The sequence below is a fragment of the Candidatus Igneacidithiobacillus taiwanensis genome (assembly GCF_031962545.1).
Lineage (GTDB): Bacteria > Pseudomonadota > Gammaproteobacteria > Acidithiobacillales > Acidithiobacillaceae > Igneacidithiobacillus > Igneacidithiobacillus taiwanensis.
This window is the reverse complement of the sequence record NZ_JAVRKK010000192.1, coordinates 1-3,207: the sequence shown is the minus strand read 5'-3', so window position 1 is coordinate 3,207 and position 3,207 is coordinate 1. Positions and strand designations below refer to the sequence as shown.

At 60.2% G+C, this 3,207-nt stretch carries 2 protein-coding genes; both read left to right on the top strand.

Translation table 11 applies throughout. From position 1 onward, the window contains the following. The first annotated feature begins 172 nt into the window (after positions 1-172). Entirely contained in the window at positions 173-2,200 is a 2,028-nt protein-coding gene (gene uvrB / locus RTI30_RS13455; RefSeq protein WP_312263460.1) for an excinuclease ABC subunit UvrB, read from the top strand. Between the two features lie 63 nt (positions 2,201-2,263). Further along, the coding region (locus RTI30_RS13450) for an NAD(P)-dependent alcohol dehydrogenase (RefSeq protein ID WP_312284034.1) at positions 2,264-3,207 on the top strand (944 nt) is incomplete at its 3' end.

Below are 3,207 nucleotides of genomic sequence, written 5' to 3'. Positions count from 1 at the left end.
AGCCAGTTGCTCTAGTCCAGCTGAGCTACGAGCGCCTTGAGACGCGAATACTACCCGCAGGCCTGCTTCTCGTCAATCGGCCGCGGGCCTCCCGACCGCATCCACGAGCCGGTCTTTGCCTTGGGGAGTGGAGACGAATACTCTAGACGATGCACTAGCGAGGAGGTGGGAGATGGAGAAGCGGGCGCTGCAACTGGAGAGTCTGTTTCCCCCGCAGGGCGATCAACCCAAGGCCATTGCTGCGCTTGTCGAGGGGTTGCAGGCGGGCGAGGCATTCCAAACGCTGTTGGGGGTAACGGGTTCTGGCAAAACCTTCACTATGGCCAATGTGATTGCTCGCACCCAGCGCCCGGCAGTGGTCATGGCTCCCAACAAGACCCTGGCGGCACAGCTGTACGCCGAGCTGCGCGCCTTCTTTCCCCATAACGCGGTGGAGTATTTCGTTAGCTATTACGACTACTATCAGCCCGAGGCCTATGTGCCTTCCTCCGACACCTTCATTGAAAAAGATGCGTCGATCAACGACCACATCGAGCAGATGCGCTTATCTGCCACCAAGGCGCTTCTGGAGCGCCCAGACGTCATTATCGTTGCCACGGTGTCGGCCATTTATGGTTTGGGCGATCCTTCGGCCTACCACCGGATGATTCTGCACCTGCGCGAGGGCGATCAGATGGAGCAGCGCGCCATCCTGCGCCGGCTGGCCGATATGCAATACAGCCGCGATCCGCTGGAGCTCAAGCGCAGTACCTTTCGTGTTCATGGTGATGTCATCGACATCTGGCCGGCGGAGAGCGAAGACGAGGCGGTACGGGTGGAATTGTTTGGCGACGAAATCGAGCGCGTCTCTCTGTTCGATCCGCTCACGGGCAAGACGATTACCCGCCTGCCGCGCTACACCGTCTACCCCAAAAGCCATTATGTGACGCCGCGCGAGACGATTTTGGCAGCGCTGGATCGCATCAAAGACGAGCTGCGCGAGCGCCTCGCGGTGCTGCGCGAGGCCAACAAGTTGGTGGAGGCGCAGCGGCTCGAGCAACGGACCCGTTTCGATCTGGAGATGATGGCGGAGCTCGGCTACTGCTCGGGTATCGAAAACTACTCTCGCTACCTCTCTGGACGGGCCCCCGGCGAGCCGCCGCCCACCCTGATGGACTATTTGCCCGCCAACGCGTTGCTTTTCATGGATGAATCGCATGTAACCGTACCTCAATTTGGCGGCATGTACCGGGGTGATCGGGCGCGTAAGGAAACCCTGGTCGAGTACGGCTTTCGCCTGCCGTCGGCCCTCGACAATCGCCCCTTGATGTTTGAGGAATTCGAGCGGCTGATGCCACAGACCATCTTCATCTCCGCTACCCCGGGGCCTTACGAACTCGAGCATTCGGGACAGGTGGTGGAGCAACTAGTTCGCCCCACCGGCCTGGTTGATCCCCTCGTTGAGGTGCGCCCGGCGCGTGGACAGGTGGACGATTTGGTCAGCGAGATCCATGCAGTCATCGCCAGCGGCTGGCGGGTTTTGGTCACCACCCTGACCAAGCGCATGGCCGAAGACCTCAGCGACTATTTGCAGGAGCTCGGCGTCGCCTGTCGCTATTTGCACTCGGATATCGAGACCGTGGAGCGGGTGGAAATCATCCGCGACCTGCGTGCTGGCGTTTTTGATGTTCTCATTGGCATCAACCTCTTGCGTGAGGGGCTGGATATGCCGGAAGTCGCCCTGGTAGCGATTCTCGATGCCGATAAAGAAGGCTTCCTCCGCTCCGAGCGGTCGTTGGTGCAAACCATCGGCCGCGCGGCGCGTAACCTGAACGGGCGCGCCATTCTCTATGCCGACGTGGTAACCGGCTCAATGGAGCGTGCCATACGCGAGACCGAGCGGCGACGGCAGAAGCAGCTCGCTTTCAACGCCGAGCATGGCATCAAGCCCAAGGGGATCGTCAAACCGGTGGCGGATATCCTCGAGGGCGTGTATCACCGTAAGGACAAGACGCGGCAGAAGGCGGCAGAGCCAGCAGCCAGTTACGAAAGCGACGATCCCCGGGCATTGGCCAAGCGGATCAAGGCGCTGGAAGAGCAGATGTACCGTCATGCCCGCAATTTGGAGTTTGAGCAAGCCGCTGCCCTGCGCGATCAGATCAAAGCGCTGGAGGCTGCGCTACTCGGTACGAGCGTAGAGGTGGATCTGCTGAGCGATTGACGCCCGAGGAGGGAAGGCGATAGGCTAAAGACCGACCGTTCGGTATGAAAAGGAGTGATACGAATGACCCAGGTAAAAGCCTACGCCGCGCAAAATGCCCAATCCCCCCTCGCGCCGTTGACCATCGAGCGCCGCGACCTCCATCCCGACGACGTACAAATCCAGATCCTCTACTGCGGTGTCTGCCATTCCGACCTACACACCGCCCGTAACGAGTGGCACAACACCATCTACCCGGCGGTGCCTGGTCACGAAATCGTCGGACGAGTGACGGCGGTGGGCAGTGCCGTAAAGAAATTCCAGGTAGGTGACTTGGCGGGAGTAGGCTGCATGGTCGACAGCTGCGGCCATTGTAGCTCCTGCCACGATGGCGAAGAGCAGTACTGCGAAAATGGCTTCACCGGCACCTACAATGGCCCGGTTTTTGGCGGTGAGAACACCTACGGCGGCTACTCCCAGAGTATCGTCGTCAAGGAAAGCTTTGTCCTGCGCATTCGCCACGACGAAAAAGACTTAGCGGCAGTGGCGCCCTTGCTCTGCGCTGGTATCACCACCTACTCGCCCTTGCGTCACTGGCAGGTAGGGCCGGGGAAGAAAGTCGGCATCGTTGGCCTTGGAGGGCTGGGGCACATGGGGGTGAAATTGGCCCACGCCATGGGCGCCCATGTGGTGCTCTTCACCACCTCGCCTAGCAAGGTCGAGGACGCCAAGCGCTTGGGGGCCGATGAGGTTTGTATTTCCAAGGACCCGCAGCAGATGGCCGCGCATGCCAATAGTTTCGATTTTCTGCTCAATACAGTAGCCGCACCCCATGACTTGGATGCCTTTCTCGGCCTGCTCAAGCGCGACGGCACCATGACCCTGGTGGGGGCGCCAGCGGAACCGCACCCCTCGCCGGAAGTCTTCAATCTCATCTTCAAACGGCGGAGTCTTGCCGGTTCGCTCATCGGTGGCATTGCCGAAACCCAGGAAATGCTCGATTTCTGCGCCGCGCATGGCATTGGTTC